General features: G+C 70.3%; 12 protein-coding genes. 5 read left to right on the forward strand and 7 right to left on the reverse strand.

The window, feature by feature from the left end; translation table 11 throughout:
• Positions 1-28: 28 nt before the first annotated feature.
• From ABD151_RS13290 to ABD151_RS13305, 4 genes are all read right to left on the reverse strand, one after another.
• Entirely contained in the window at positions 29-1621 is a 1593-nt protein-coding gene (locus ABD151_RS13290) for a fatty acyl-CoA synthetase (RefSeq protein ID WP_343995120.1), read from the reverse strand.
• Complete coding sequence (locus tag ABD151_RS13295; protein ID WP_343995122.1) at positions 1618-2658, reverse strand: alcohol dehydrogenase catalytic domain-containing protein; 1041 nt, start codon at positions 2656-2658, stop codon at positions 1618-1620. Before ABD151_RS13295 ends, ABD151_RS13290 begins: the two co-directional genes overlap by 4 nt.
• Before the next feature lies 1 nt (position 2659).
• Positions 2660-4585, reverse strand: coding sequence for a flavin-containing monooxygenase (locus ABD151_RS13300; protein ID WP_343995124.1), 1926 nt, complete (start codon positions 4583-4585; stop codon positions 2660-2662).
• Between the two features lie 89 nt (positions 4586-4674).
• The gene (locus ABD151_RS13305) at positions 4675-5271 is read right to left on the reverse strand and encodes a TetR/AcrR family transcriptional regulator (protein ID WP_343995126.1); all 597 of its coding nucleotides are present in this window, start codon (positions 5269-5271) and stop codon (positions 4675-4677) included.
• Positions 5272-5462: 191 nt separating this feature from the next.
• Here ABD151_RS13305 and ABD151_RS13310 point away from each other — a divergent pair, with 191 nt between their 5' ends.
• Genes ABD151_RS13310 through ABD151_RS13325 form a run of 4 tightly spaced genes read left to right on the forward strand, consistent with a single transcriptional unit; the run spans position 5463 to position 9563 of the window.
• Positions 5463-6920, forward strand: a complete 1458-nt coding sequence (locus ABD151_RS13310) for an MFS transporter (RefSeq protein WP_343995128.1) — start codon at positions 5463-5465, stop codon at positions 6918-6920.
• On the forward strand, positions 6917-7840 hold the full coding sequence (locus ABD151_RS13315; RefSeq protein ID WP_343995130.1) for an SDR family NAD(P)-dependent oxidoreductase: 924 nt from the start codon (positions 6917-6919) through the stop codon (positions 7838-7840). The genes ABD151_RS13310 and ABD151_RS13315 overlap by 4 nt, the downstream gene beginning before the upstream one ends.
• Positions 7831-8751 carry an alpha/beta hydrolase gene (locus ABD151_RS13320; RefSeq protein WP_343995132.1) on the forward strand — a complete coding sequence of 307 codons (921 nt, stop codon included), beginning with the start codon at positions 7831-7833 and terminating at the stop codon, positions 8749-8751. The genes ABD151_RS13315 and ABD151_RS13320 overlap by 10 nt, the downstream gene beginning before the upstream one ends.
• Positions 8748-9563 (forward strand): SDR family oxidoreductase, encoded by an 816-nt coding sequence (locus ABD151_RS13325; protein WP_343995134.1) that lies wholly within the window; start codon positions 8748-8750, stop codon positions 9561-9563. Before ABD151_RS13320 ends, ABD151_RS13325 begins: the two co-directional genes overlap by 4 nt.
• Before the next feature lie 34 nt (positions 9564-9597).
• Here ABD151_RS13325 and ABD151_RS13330 read toward each other — a convergent pair whose 3' ends face one another.
• Both ABD151_RS13330 and ABD151_RS13335 read right to left on the reverse strand, forming a co-directional pair.
• Positions 9598-10254, reverse strand: a complete 657-nt coding sequence (locus ABD151_RS13330) for a nitroreductase (protein ID WP_343995136.1) — start codon at positions 10252-10254, stop codon at positions 9598-9600.
• Positions 10255-10289: 35 nt separating this feature from the next.
• On the reverse strand, positions 10290-11033 hold the full coding sequence (locus ABD151_RS13335) for an enoyl-CoA hydratase-related protein (RefSeq protein ID WP_343995138.1): 744 nt from the start codon (positions 11031-11033) through the stop codon (positions 10290-10292).
• An 80-nt stretch (positions 11034-11113) separates the two neighbouring features.
• On the opposite strand from ABD151_RS13335, the gene ABD151_RS13340 reads away from it, so the two are divergent.
• Entirely contained in the window at positions 11114-11893 is a 780-nt protein-coding gene (locus ABD151_RS13340; RefSeq protein WP_343995140.1) for an ion transporter, read from the forward strand.
• Here the strand turns inward: ABD151_RS13340 and leuA are convergent.
• Positions 11880-13649, reverse strand: coding sequence for a 2-isopropylmalate synthase (gene leuA, locus ABD151_RS13345; RefSeq protein ID WP_343995142.1), 1770 nt, complete (start codon positions 13647-13649; stop codon positions 11880-11882). The two genes, ABD151_RS13340 and leuA, sit on opposite strands and share 14 nt — an antisense overlap.
• Positions 13650-13665 lie beyond the last annotated feature (16 nt).

The following is a 13665-nucleotide window of genomic DNA, read 5'->3' on the forward strand; positions in this document are numbered from 1 at the left end:
GCGTTGTTCGGCACTCCAGCGGTGCGGGTCAGCCCTGCTGTGCCTGGTAGGCGTCGCGCAGCACCCGCTTGAGGATCTTCCCGCTGGGGTTCTTCGGCATCTGCTCGGCGACGTGCACCTGCTTCGGGATCTTGAAGCCGGCCAGACGGCCGCGCGCGAAGGCGATCACCTCGTCGGCCTCGACCCGCTGACCGTCCTGCGGCACCACGACCGCCGTCACCGCCTCGACCCAGACCGGGTCCGGCAGCCCGAAGACGGCCACCTCCGCCACCCCGGGCATCGTGTAGAGGACCTCCTCGACCTCGCGGCTCGCGACGTTCTCGCCACCCGACTTGATCATGTCCTTCTTGCGGTCGACCACGCGCAGCACGCCGTGCTCGTCGAAGACGCCGAGGTCTCCGGAGTGGAACCAGCCACCCTGGAACGCCTCCGCCGTCTTCTCCGGGTCCCGGTAGTAGCCGAGCGTGGCGTGCGGACTGCGGTGCACGATCTCCCCCACCGTGCCGGGCGGGACCGGGACGCCGCCGTCATCGACCACCTGGGTCTCGACGTTGATCGCCGCACGACCTGCCGCGCCCGCGAACGCGGCCTGCTCCTCCGGCTTGAGGATGGTCGCCACCGGGGCCATCTCGGTCTGGCCGTAGAAGTTCCACAGCCGCATCTGTGGCAGCCGCTCCGCCAGCCGGGCCAGCACCTCGACCGGCATCGCCGAGGCACCGTAGTAGCCCTTGCGCAGACTGCTCAGGTCGGTCTCGGCGAAGCGCGGCGAGTTGAGCATGCCGATCCACACCGTGGGCGGCGCGAAGAACTTCGTCACCCGGTTCTCTTCGATCATCTGAAGCAGCAGATCCGGGTCCGGGCTCCGGGCGATGACGCTCCGCGCCCCGATGTACAGGTCGGGACCGAGGAAGCAGTCCAACTGGGCGCAGTGGTAGAGCGGAAGCGCATGAAGGTCGACGTCGTCAGCCGAGCCCTCCCCCTCGATCAGCACGCTCGCGTACTGCCACAGCAGCGAGCGGCTGCTCAACAGGGCGCCCTTGGGCCGCGACTCGGTGCCGCTGGTGTACATCAGCCGGATCGGGTCGTCGTCCGCGACGTCGACCTCGGGCGGCACACCGCGGCCGTCGCCGACCAGCGCGGCGAACTCGGGCCATCCGGGCTCCTCGCCCTCGATCGCCACCCGCACCGCCGGGACGTGAGCCGAGGCGGCGAAGGCCTGCTCGGCGCGTCCCACCAGGGCGTGCTCGGCGACCAACAGCCGCGGCTCGCTGTGCTCGAGGATGAACGCGATCTCCTCGCTGCCGAGCATGAAGTTGATCGGCACCAGCAGCGCGCCGATCCGCGCCGTGGCGAAGGAGAGCGCCGCGAACTGCCAGCAGTTGTGCGACAGCACGGCGACCCGGTCGCCCTGCGTCACGCCGTGCCGGACCAAGCCGGCCGCCACCGCATCCACGACCTGCGCCCACTGCGCGAAGGTGAAGGCGGCGTCGCCGTCGACGATCGCGATCCGCTCCGGGCTCCTGGCCGCGCTCCGGCGCGGGATGTCGCCGAGGCCGTGGGCACGCGCGCGGCGCACCGGCGCGAGACCGGTCGGGTCCTCGATCGTGGCCTGCCCGCTCATGCCGGCTCCTCCGCGTTCGGCCGGATGATGATCTTGACGTGCTCATCGGGCACCCGCAGTGCCGCGAACGCCTCCGCCGTCGCCGGCAACGGCATCCGCGCGGTGATCAGCCGCTCCGCGTCGATCTCGCCGTCGGCCAGCCGCTGCAGGGTCACGCCGTACGGGTCGTCGACCGGGCCGGAGCCGAAGTTGATCACCAGCTGGCGCCATTGCGCGATCACCGGCACGAAGGTCTCGTCACCGAAGGCGGAGGCCGCGATCTGCAGATGCGAGCCGTGCGGGGCGATCCGGGTCAGCTCGGCGATCGCCCCCTGGCGTCCACTGCACTCGAAGACCGTGACCGGCCCGCCGGCGGCGGCCAGCACCGCCGCGAGGTCGTGCTCGGCAGGGTCCAGCGCGCGGGTCGCACCCAACGCGAGGGCCAGCTCGCGCCGCCGCGGCGAGGGCTCGACGACGACCACGTCCGAGCAACCACGGGCGACCAGCGCGATCACCACCCCGAGGCCGATCGTCCCGGCGCCGATCACCACGGCCGGACCGGAGCGCCACCCGGACTGCTGGACGTGGGTCTCCCCCACATGCAGCGGCTCGGCGAGCGAGGCGACGTCGAAGCTCATCGCGTCAGGGATCACCCGGAGCCAGCCGGCGTCCACCACGATCTCCTCGGCGAGCGCCCCCGGGTGGGTGTTGGAGTAGCCCACGATGGTGAGGGCCCCGGTGGCGTGGTCGGTGGCGATGCCGATCCCCGCGACCCGGTCGCCGGGGGCCAGGGTGCTGACGTCGTCGGCGACCTCGACCACGACTCCGGCGAACTCGTGACCCGGCGTGACCGGCCGCGTCGGGTCGAACCTGGCCAGCTCGAACCCGCCCGATTCGGCGGTCGCCACGAACCGCGCCGCGTCCTTGACCAGGCTGAGGTCGCTGCCACAGATCCCGCACGCCTCCACCCGGAGCCGCACCTGGCCCGCGCCGACCTCCGGCAGCGACAGCCCGTCGACGACGCGCAGAGCGCCGTCCAGTACCTGCACACCACGCATCTCAGCCTCCGAAGATCATGTCGTCGTCGACCGGGCCGCGGAGACGGGCCCAGAAGTCCTCCATCAGCAGTGGGCTGGCCAGGATCACCTCGCCCGCGCTGTTGCGGTAGTAGGTGGTGGCCCGCTTCTCCCGCGCCCAGATCGTGTCGGCCATCTGCTCGCGCACCTCCTGCTGCCAACGCTGCCACGCTTCCGGGGTGGCCTCCAGGCTCGCGGCGCCCCGCGCGGCAGTCGCCCGGATCGACTCGATCAGGTAGTGCACGACCGCCTCGATGGTGAAGTTGTGCCCACCGCCGTGCGCGGCCGATGCGTGCGGGCCGGAGGTGATGAAGAGGTTCGGGAAGCCCGGCACCTGGCAGCCGTTGTAGGCGCTCGGCGACTGTGCCCAGACGTCGCTGAGCAGCACGCCGTCGCGCCCGGCGATCTCGATGTCGGCCAGGTACTCGAGGCTGAATCCGGTCGCGAAGACGATCACGTCCACCTCGTGCAGCTTCCCGTCGGCGTCCACCAGGCCCTCCGGGACCAGCTCGCTCAGACCCGAGGCGACGGTGGAGGTGTCCCGCTTCAGCGCGGAGTAGTAGTTGCCGGGGTCGCGGATCGTGCGCTTGCCGAACGGGGCGAAGTTCGGGCGCAGCCGCTCCAGCAGGTCGGGGCGGTCGGCGAAGCTCTCCTCCAGGTACCCCTGGGCGACCTGGAGCACCGCGTCGTTGGCGGCGCTGATGGACAGGTCGTGCTCGGCCGCCCACTCGGCGTCGTAGCGGACCACCGGGTAGTTGGTGTCGCTGATCGGCAAGAAGGTGAGCAGCCGGTTCCACAGCGCGTAGTGACCGACGTTCGTGCTCAGCCAGACCTCCTCCGGCGCGAACTCGTCGTCGACGGCGGCCGGCATCACCCAGTGCGGCTGGCGCTGGACCAGGGTCAGGCTGGCCACCTCGTCGACCAGCGCGTCGACCACCTGGACGCTGGTGCAGCCGGTGCCGACCACCGCGAGCCGCTTGCCCGCGAAGTCGTAGTCGTGGTCCCAGTCGGCGGAGTGGAACCAGGTGCCGGCGAACGCGTCCAGACCCGGCACCTGCGGCACCTGGGGCCGGGTCAGGTAGCCGGCCGCCGTCATCACGTAGTTCGCACGGATCGTCTCCGCACGACCCCCACGCTCACAGCGCACCTCCCACACCTTCGCGGCGTCGTCCCAGGCCATGCCGGTGACGGTGGTGCCCAGGCGGATGTCCTTGCGCACGTCGTACTGGTCCGCGACCCGGTTGAGGTAGTCGAGGTACTCCTGGCCCTTGGGGTAGATCCCACTCCACTCGTCGTTCACCTCGAACGAGAACGAGTAGTAGGCGCTGGGCGTGTCCACGCCGACACCCGGGTAGGTGTTGCGCTGCCAGACACCCCCGAGCTGGTCGGCCTTCTCGACGACGGTGCAGGAGATGCCCGCCTTGGCGGCGGCCACCGCGGCCGCGATGCCGCCCATCCCGGCCCCGATCACCAGCAGGCTCACACCGCTCACGTCGGCCTCGGGATGCGCCGTGCTCTCCACGAAGTCGGTGAAGCCCGCCTGCTCCTTGTAGAAGGCGCTGGAGGCGACCGGCACCGGCCAACCGACCAGCCAGGAGGCCACCTCGGCGAACACCTCGTCGGAGAGCTCCGGACGGCGGACGGCGGCGTCCCCGCTCTCGACATCCTCGCGAACGGCCAGCTCACGCTCGGCCCAGGCCTTCAGCTCGGCCGCGGGCTGCTCGGGCAAGGACGCCACGATCCCACCCTTGGCAAAGGCGTGGGAGAGCTCCGCGGCGATGCCACGCGCGCGGTCCAGCTCGCCGGTCTGGCTGACCAGCGCCGCCAGCATCACGGCCGGGTTGGCCGCCGGCAGGGCGGCGGCCAGAGCTGAGCTCTGGCGACGGGTCTCGGGGGCGGAAATCGGCACAACAACACCTCTCAGGTCCATGCGACATGGGTCACACGGGAAGTGTTATTTAGACTTTGAGTCTTGTCAATGGACTACGAGTATAGAAATCAGTTCTCTGCTCGCAGCAGGTCCCGCAGCGCCGAGGTGAGGTGCTCGACCAGCAGGTCGGTCTCCCTCTCCCCGTCCTCCATGAAGTGGAAGGTCAGCATCTGCTGGACCATGTGCACCATCATCAGGGCCCGCGCATCCGCCTCGCGCGGCGTGAACCGCGACCACAGCTCGGTGCGCGCCCGGACGATCTTCACGATCCCCTGGTACCGATCCGGGACGTCACCCAGCAACTCCAGGCGAACGGCGTCACTGGCCGCTCGGTTGCGACCAGCAGTCAGCTTCCAGGCGTCGATGAACTCGTTCAGCCATTGGCCGATCGAGCTCGCCGACCAGTCAGCGAGCTCGCCGAAGCGGGCGTAGATCTCCTCCGCCTCGCGCCACATCAGCTCGACCACCGCCCCCAGGATCGCCTCCTTGCTATCGAAGTAGGCATAGAAGGTGGCGCGACTGATCCCTGCCTCCTCGGCGATCTGGTCGATCGAGGTGGACTGGAAGTCGCCACGCCCCAGCAACGTCGCCATGGCGGCGATCAACGCCTCCCGGGTCTCCGCCCGGCGCTTCTCCCGCAGGGACATCGGCTTGGCGTCACTCATGCCAGCCATCCTAGGGCGAGAGCACCCTGGGCCAGACCGAAGATCTCGTAAATAAACTTTGAGTCCAAACTCTTGACTTGAAGTCTAGGTACGTGGAACGTTCTGCCTACTGTGATCCCACTCACGTGAGCGATCCGGTCCCTCCTCCTCATCTCCCGCCCCGCCCGGGGCCTGCACCAGGAGCCTCGAACATGACAGCTCGCACCATCGCGCCGGGGACCTCGTCCGCGACGCCCAACAAGGGACGGTGGATCGCTGCGATCGCCGTTCTGGTCCTGCTCACCGAGCAGACCGCACTCGGGTTCACTCTGATCGCACCGGCGCTGACCGGCCTGGCGATGAAGTACGAGACCACCCAGATCATCTGGGCGATCACCATCTTCACCCTGATCGGCGGCGTCGTCACCCCGGTGATCGGCAAGCTCGGCGACCGCTACGGCAAGCGCCGGGTGCTGGTCGCGGCCGCCGTCATCTCCCTGATCGGCTCGGTCATCTGTGCGCTGGCGCCCGGCTTCGGCCTCTTCCTGTTCGGCCGCGCGCTGATGGGCCTGAGCACCGCCTTCCTGCCGGTCACCTTCGCCCTGATCCGCGACGTCTTCCCCGAGAGCTTCCGCGCGATGAGCATCGGGATCGCGACCAACGGCGTCGGTGTGGTCACCATCGTCGGCCCCTTCCTGGCCGGCTACCTGATCGACAACTACTCGATCTCCGCCGTCTTCTGGTTCGTCACCGCCATCTCCGCGATCGGCGCGGCCGGCACCCTGGCCCTGGTCCCCGAGAGCACCATCCGGGTCCGCTCCCGGATCGACCTGATCGGCGTGATCGGCCTGATGGCGGCCCTGCTGCTGGTCCTCTACGGCATCTCCCAGATCCAGACCTGGACCGTCACCGACTACCGGACCCTGCTGACCATCGGCGGCGGCCTGGTCATCCTGGCCGGCTGGTGGCGCTACGAGGCGAGCACCACCGAGCCCTTCATCGACACCAACCTGCTCTCCAGCCGTCCGGTGGCGACCACGATCTTCTCCTACGCCTTCGCCGGCGGTGCCACCACCGTGATGGCCAGCTACCTGCCCAGCATGCTGCAGACGCCGCGCGCACTGGGCGTCGACTACGGCTTCGGCCTGAGCGCCACCGGGGTCGCCAAGTACCTGATCCTGGCCGGTGTGCTGACCGTGCTCGGCGGCCTGATCGTCGGTGCCCTGGCACCCCGCTTCGGCTACCGGATCTTCCTGCTGATCGGCTCGGCGGTGATGGGCACCGGCGCCCTCGGCCTCGCCTTCGGGCACAGCGAGCCCTGGATGCCGATCCTCAGCTACGGCCTGGTCGGCCTCGGCGCCATGGTCTACGCGGCAGGCCCCGGCCTGCTGATGGTGCTCGCGCCCGCCGAGAGCCGGGGCGCCTCGGCCGGCATGATGGGCGCGATCAGCGCCGCCATCGGCAGCGCGTGCGCCCAGCTCGCCGGACTGGCGCTGTCCAAGAACGTCGGCCAGCTCGTCGGCGGCTACCCGATCTACACCGCCCGCGGCTTCACGATCGTCTTCCTGATCGCCGTCGGCATGTGCGTGGTGGCGATCCTGATCGCCCTCGCCATCCCGCGCAACGAGCGCGTCGTGGTCGAGCCTGTGGTCGAGGAGGTCGCGCGATGAGCCGCGACTTCACCGACCGGGTGGTCATCATCACCGGAGCCGGTGGCGGGCTCGGTCGTGCCTACGCACACTTCCTGGCCGCCCGCGGTGCTCGGATCGTCGTCAACGACTACGGCGGCGACGTGCAGGGGGTGGCCGGCGACCTGGCCATGGCCCGGTCGGTGGTCGAGGAGATCCAGGCCGCCGGCGGACAGGCGATCGCCAACGGCGCCGACGTGACCAGCCCGAGCGCGGGCGACGAGATCGTCGAGCAGGCCATGGCCGCCTGGGGCCGGGTGGACGCGGTGATCAACAACGCCGGCGCGACGCGGGGCGGGGTCGGCATCGCGGAGAACTCCGCCGAGGACCTGCTCACCTCGTTCGACATCCACGTGGCCGGCTCGGTGCGCGTCACCCGGGCGGCCTGGCCGCACCTGATCGCCTCCGGCAACGGTCGCGTGGTGAACACCTCGTCGGACTCGATCTGGGGAACCCCGACCAGCAACTACGTCACCTGCAAGGCAGCGATCGTCGGGCTGACCCGCGCGCTCGCCGCCGAGGCGGCCGAGGTCGGGATCGCGGTGAACACCGTGATGCCCTCGGCATGGACCCGGATGACCGGCGGCATCCCTCCGGGCGACTTCCGCGACACCGTGGAGAAGCACTTCCCACCCGAGGCCGCGGCACCCTTCGTCGGCTTCCTGGTCCACCCCGACTGCCCCTGGAACGGCGAAGCCTTCCAGGTCGGCGGGAACCGCGCCGCGCGGGAGTTCCTGGCCGTCACCGGCGGCTTCAAGGCCGACCCGGCACGTGCCCTCGACTCCTTCGCCGAGAACGCCGAGCGGGTGGTCGACGCGGCCGAGTGGATGGTGCCGACGGACATGCTGGACTCCGTCGATCTGGTGGTCTCCGACCTGGAGGGGCGTGCGCGATGGCGGTGACCCCCCAGGTGGCAGCGATCGCCGAGCAGATGGCTGCCGCGTTCGGCGGGCCGATGACCACCCTGCCCATCGAGCAGCTGCGCGCGGCGACCGTCGCCTCCATCCCGGCGTCGGGCATCGAGGTCGGCCAGGTGCAGGAGCTCACGGTGGGTCACGGCGGCCGCCAGGTGCCGATCCGGGTCTACCGGCCCGCCGACGTCGCCGAGCCCGACGGCGTGCTGCTCTGGCTGCACGGCGGCGGCTTCGCTCTGGGCGGGCTGGAGCTGGGCGACGATCTCAGCCGCCGGCTCTGCAACGCGACCGGGCTGGCCGTGGTCAACGTCGACTACGCCGTCGCCCCGGAGCGTCCGTTCCCCGCAGGTCTGCACGACTGCCTCGCGGTGCTCGGCTGGATCCGCGGCGCGCCTTCGGAGCTGGACGGCTGCGCGACCAGCCGGGTCGTGGTCGCCGGCGACAGCGCCGGCGGCAACCTGGCGATGGTGCTCTCCCAGCTCTGCCGCGACCAGGGCCTGCCCGCGCCCGCCTGTCAGGTCAGCGTCTACGGGACCGCGGAGTGCACGATCACCAACCCGGAGCTGGCCGACCTGCCCTTCCTCACCGCGGCGGACGCCGAGTGGTTCTGGTCGGCGTACACCGACACCCCCGAGGATCCCTACGTGTCCCCGGCCCTTGCCGAGGACCTCACCGCTCTGCCGCCGCTCTTCGTGGTGACGGCCGAGCACGACCCCACTCGCGATGGGAGCGAGCGGTACGCCGCAGCCCTCGCCGCCCACGGTGGCGTCGCCGTCCATCGCCGGTACCCGGGGATGCACCACGGGTTCTTCGGCATGGTGGACCTGCTCCCCGAGGCCCAGCAGGCCTTCGACGACGTCGTCGCCTTCATCGATGCTCAGCTCAGGAGGACTCCATGACCATCCACGCCGATGATCTCGCCGGACGACCGATCGTCGTCTCCGGCGCAGGCTCCGGGATCGGCGCCGCCCTCGCCTACCGGGCCGCGGTCGAGCACCGGATGACGGCCGTGGTCGCCGATGTCGACGCTGCCCGTGCCGAGCAGGTGGCCGCAGCCATCACCGGCGCCGGCGGGAAGGCGCAGGCACTCGCCGTCGACGTCTCCGACCCGGCCTCGGTCGACGCCCTGCGGGCGCGGGCCCTCGACGCCTACGGCGCGCCCGCCCTGCTCGTCTGCAACGCAGGCGTCGAGATGACCGGCGCGGTCTGGGAGATCGAGCCACGCGACTGGCAGCGGGTCCAGGCGATCAACGTCAATGGCGCCTTCCTCATGGCGCGCGCCTTCCTGCCCGCGATGCTGCAGACCGAGCAGCCGGGGCACGTGCTGTGCACCTCCTCGATCGGCGGCATCTCGATCGGTGCCGGCCAGTCGGCCTACCTGGTGAGCAAGCATGCGATCCGGGTCTTCGCCCAGACGCTCGCCGCCGACCTGGAGGCAGCCGATGCCCGGATCGGCGTCTCGATCCTGCTGCCCGGCGCCGTGCGGACGCGGATCTTCGACGACGCCGCCAGCACCGGGAGTGCCGGTGCCGAGGAGATGCGCAGCGCGTTGGCCAGCCACCTGGCCAACGACGGCATCACTCCGGAGCAGGTCGCCGAGATCGCGTTCGCCGGCGTCCTCGAGGGCCGGCGCTGGATCCACACGCACCCCGAGATGTCGGAGCAGGTGCTCAGCGAGCACCTGGCCGACCTCACCGCCGGGGTCCGCTGACCCCGGCGACTGCTGTGCCGCGCCGGGCGGGCCGTCAGGACAGGTAGGTCACCACATCTGCCGCCTCGGCCCGCTCGGTGCGGAACGCGTTGACCGGGTCGCTCGCATCGGGGCGGCCGATCGACACCGCGCAGACCACCAGGCGATCCTCGGGCAGGTCCAGGAACTCGCGGACGACGGGTGCCTGCATCGCGATCGCGCCCTGGGCACAGGTTCCCAGGCCCTGGGCGTGGGCTGCGTTGACCAGGTTCGCCACGAAGCCACCGCAGTCCACGCCCCCGTAGAAGCCCAGCGGCGCATCGGTGGTGATCACGGCGACGTGCGGCGCCCCGAAGAATTCGAAGTTCTTGAGCATCTGCGCGCCCCGGGCGAGCTTGTCCTCACGCGCGATCTCCAACGCCTGGTAGAGGCCGAAGCCCGCCACCTTGCGCCGGTCGTCGGAGGCACCGACGTAGTCCGGGAGCGGGAAGTCGGAGCCGCCCTGCCCGGCCAGCACCGACTCGACCAAGGCCTTGGACAGCGAGGCGCGGGCCTCGCCGCTGAGCAGATGCACCTGCCAGGGCTGGGTGTTGCACCACGACGGCGTGCGCTGGGCCAGCGCGAAGACGTCGGCGAGCACCGACTGCTCCACCGGCTCGCTCGCGAACGCCCGGCAGCTGTAGCGCTCCTGGAGAATCTCGTTCAGCTCCACCTTCACTCCTCCTCTTCGGGTCGACGACCCGGATCTCAGGCCCAGTTGGGCGCGCGCTTCTCGAAGAACGCCTGCACGCCTTCGGCGCGGTCGGGCGAGCCTGCGTTCTCGTCGTCCGCGGCTCGGGTCAGCTCCCAGCCACGCTCCTCGCGCTCGGCCACCTCGACGGCGATCGCGTGCAGCGACTGCTGGACGGCGTCCGGGCTGTTCACCACGATCCGCTCGGCCAGCGCGAGGGCCGTGTCCAAGGCCTGGCCCGGCTCCGCCAGCTCGTTGACCAAGCCGTGCAGGTGCGCGCGCTCGGCTCCGATCGGGTCACCGGTCAGCAGCATCTCGGTGGCCAGGTTCAACGGGAGCCGTGCCGGGGCCCGGAAGAGCGCACCGCTGTTGGCGACCAGTCCGCGCTTGACCTCCGGCAGGCCGAAGCGGGCCTCCCGGCTGGCCACCACCAGGTCACAGGCCAGCACGCACTCGAAGCCGCCGCCGAAGGCGAAGCCCTCGACCGCGGCGATCAGCGGCTTGCGACGCACCCGCGCCAGGAACCCGTAGGCGCCGCCCTCGGTACGCGGGGGCGACGTCGAGGTCAGATCGGTGCCGGCACTGAAGTAGCCGCCGTCACCGGCGAGGACCACGGCACGCACCGAGCGGTCCGCCTCCAGCGCCTCGAAGGCCGCGGAGAGCTCATCGGCGAGACCCTGGTCGATCGCATTGCGCCGTTCGGGTCGCGAGAGCGACAGCACCCGCACGTGGCCGACGTTCTCCTGGCGCAAGGAAGTCATGACGTGATGATGCCGCAGGCGCGACGCCCACCCCACGGCGGGTACCGATCCGCGGACGCCGACCTGAGATCCTTCTGTGCATGGCCGTCCGCAACGCCCCCGCCACCTCGGCACTCGCCAACTACCCGTCCAAGCCACCGGTCGGCGTCCTGGACTGGGCGATGCTGACCATCGCGGTGGTCTCGGTGGTGCTGCTGAGCTGGGTCACCTTCTTCGACGTCTCGGAGGCGGTCACTCGACGAGTGGTGATCGCGGACACCGCCATCTGCGCCGTCTTCGCCCTCGAGTTCGGCTACCGCTGGCGCCGCAGCGGCGAGGGCTGGCGGTTCCTGCCGCGCTACTGGTACGAGATCCTCGGCATGATCCCGGTCGCGCACCCGGCGTTCCGCTCGTTCCGGCTGCTGCGGATCGTGATCGTGCTGGCCCGGTTGGGACGAGCCGCGGACCGCGCCTTCGGCGACCGGGTCACCGCCGCGGTCGTCACCCACGCCTCCGACGCACTGGTCGAGGCGATCAAGCGCCCGGTCACCATCGCGGTGATGGACGAGGTGGCCGCCGTGCTGCGCACCGGCCACTACACGAAGAACGTGGCCGCCGCCCTGGCGGAGAACCGGGTCGAGATCGACGAGATGATCGTGGACCTGGTCAAGCAGGACGCCCGGCTCGGCCGGCTGCGCTGGATGCCGTTCCACGACGACATCGTGCGGGTGGTCAGCGACACCGTGTTCCGGCTGGTCTTCGAGGTGCTGAACGATCCCCGCACCGACGAGCTGGTCGCGGACCTGCTGGAGGAGAACCTCATGCAGATGCGTCAGGCGGTCCGCGACCGCAGCTCGTCGGAGGACGTCACGCCCGGTTGATCGCGGAGATCACGGCCTTCAGCGACGCGGTGACGATGTTGGCGTCCAGTCCGACGCCCCACAGCACCTTGTCACCCACCGCGCACTCCACGTAGGCGGCAGCGATCGCGTCGCCGCCGGCCGACAGGGCGTGCTCGACGTAGTCCAGCACCCGCACGTCGCCACGGGTGGCGTAGAGCGGATTGCCCGCCGCCTGCTCGGTGGCGACCAGCTCGGACAGGATGTTGGTGAAGGCGTTGATCGGGCCGTTGCCGCTGCCGCTCAGCTCGCGCAGCTCGCCGTCCACGTAGACGTTGACGTTGAGCTGGTCCTGGGCGCCGGCGGCCGATGACGTGTGCACCGAGTTCAGCTTCAGCGGCGCTTCGCGCTCCAGGTACTCGGCGCTGAAGATGCTCCAGATGTTCTCCGGGGTCACCTCGCCGCCCTCCGCGTCGGAGTGCTGCTGGATGACCCGGCTGAACTCGATCTGGGCACGGCGCGGCAGGTCCAGGTTGTGCTCCGCCTTGAGGATGTAGGCGACTCCGCCCTTGCCGGACTGGCTGTTGACCCGGATCACGGCCTCGTAGCTGCGGCCGACGTCCTTCGGGTCGATCGGCAGGTAGGGCGCCTCCCAGGCGATGTCGCGCACCGAGATGCCCTGCTCGGCGGCCTGAGTCTCCAGCGCCTCCAGGCCCTTCTTGATCGCGTCCTGGTGCGAGCCGGAGAAGGCCGTGTAGACCAGGTCGCCGGCGTAGGGGTGCCGCGGGTGGACCGGCAGCTGGGTGCAGTACTCGACCGTGCGGCGGACCTCGTCGATGTCCGAGAAGTCGACCTGCGGGTCGATGCCCTGGCTGAACAGGTTCATCGCCAAGGTGACCAGGTCGACGTTGCCGGTGCGCTCGCCGTGGCCGAACAGGCAGCCCTCGACCCGGTCGGCGCCGGCCATCAGGCCCAGCTCGCTGGCCGCCACGGCGGTGCCGCGGTCGTTGTGCGGGTGCAGGCTGATCGCCGAGTGCTCACGGCGGGTCAGGGCGCGGCTGAAGTACTCGATCTGGTCGGCGTAGGTGTTCGGCGTGGACATCTCCACGGTGGCCGGCAGGTTCAGGATGATCTCCCGACCCGCTTCGGGCTGCCAGACGTCGGAGACTGCCTCGCAGACGCTCAGTGCGAAGTCGGTGTCGGACTGGGTGAAGATCTCCGGGCTGTACTGGTAGCCGAAGTCCTCGGTGCCGACGATGTCGGACAGGTACTTCTCGGCATACTTGACCACCATCTCGGTGCCGCGCACCGCGATCTCGGTGCACTGGGCCGGGGTCACCCCGAAGACCACGCGCTGGAACAGCGGAGCGGTCGCGTTGTACAGGTGGATGGTCGCTCGCGGCGCACCGGCCAGCGACTCGGCGGTCCGCTCGATCAGGTCCTCGCGGGCCTGGGTCAGCACCGAGATCTGGACGTCGTCGGGGATCCGGTCGCCCTCGATCAGCTGGCGCACGAAGTCGAAGTCGGTCTGGCTGGCGCTCGGGAAGCCGACCTCGATCTCCTTGTAGCCCATCTTGACCAGCAGGTCGAACATCTTCAGCTTGCGGGCCGGGCTCATCGGCTCGACCAGCGCCTGGTTGCCGTCACGCAGGTCGGTGGAGAGCCACCGGGGTGCGTGGGTGATCTTCTTCGCCGGCCAGGTGCGGTCGGGCAGGTCGACCGGGACGAAGGCGGTGTAGCGCTGGTGCGGCATGCCGCTGGGAGCCTGGTTGTTGGCGGTGTTGCTCAGGTTGGTCATGGTGTCCTCGCTGACG

Source organism: Nocardioides dubius (assembly GCF_039528155.1).
In the GTDB taxonomy this organism is placed as follows: Bacteria; Actinomycetota; Actinomycetes; order Propionibacteriales; family Nocardioidaceae; genus Nocardioides; species Nocardioides dubius.